The organism is Aquabacterium sp. A08, from assembly GCF_011742065.1.
This window is the reverse complement of sequence record NZ_JAAQQT010000165.1, coordinates 1-398: the sequence shown is the minus strand read 5'-3', so window position 1 is coordinate 398 and position 398 is coordinate 1. Positions and strand designations below refer to the sequence as shown.

The 398-nt window shown below is 66.8% G+C and carries 1 protein-coding gene; it reads right to left on the bottom strand.

Annotated elements, in window-relative coordinates; all coding sequences use genetic code 11:
* A partial coding sequence (locus HA630_RS00940) for a sensor histidine kinase (protein WP_208299895.1) occupies positions 1-398 on the bottom strand: 398 nt, incomplete at both ends.

Sequence of the window (398 nt, the reverse complement as noted above, 5' to 3'; positions counted from 1 at the left end):
GCGGCGTCGGCCAGGAAGCGCTTCTGGTTGCTCAGCGAGCTTTTCAGCCGGTCCAGCAGGTCGTTGATGGAGGACACCAGCGGCGCCACCTCCTGTGGCACGTGGTCGTTCTCGATCGGGCTGAGGTCGTCGGGTTTGCGCGCGCGGATGCGCTGCTCCAGGTCGTTGAGCGGGCGGATGCCGCGCACCAGCGCCAGCCACACCAGCAGCACCGCCAGCGGCAGGATGATGAATTGCGGCACCATCACGCCCTTGATGATCTCGGTCGCCAGTTTGGAGCGTTTGCCACGGGTTTCGGCCACTTGCATCAGCACCAGCTGGTCGAGGTTGAGGCCGCGCGGCACCCAGGTGTAGGCCACCCGCACGTCCTCGTCGCGCACCACGTCGTCGCGCAGGTA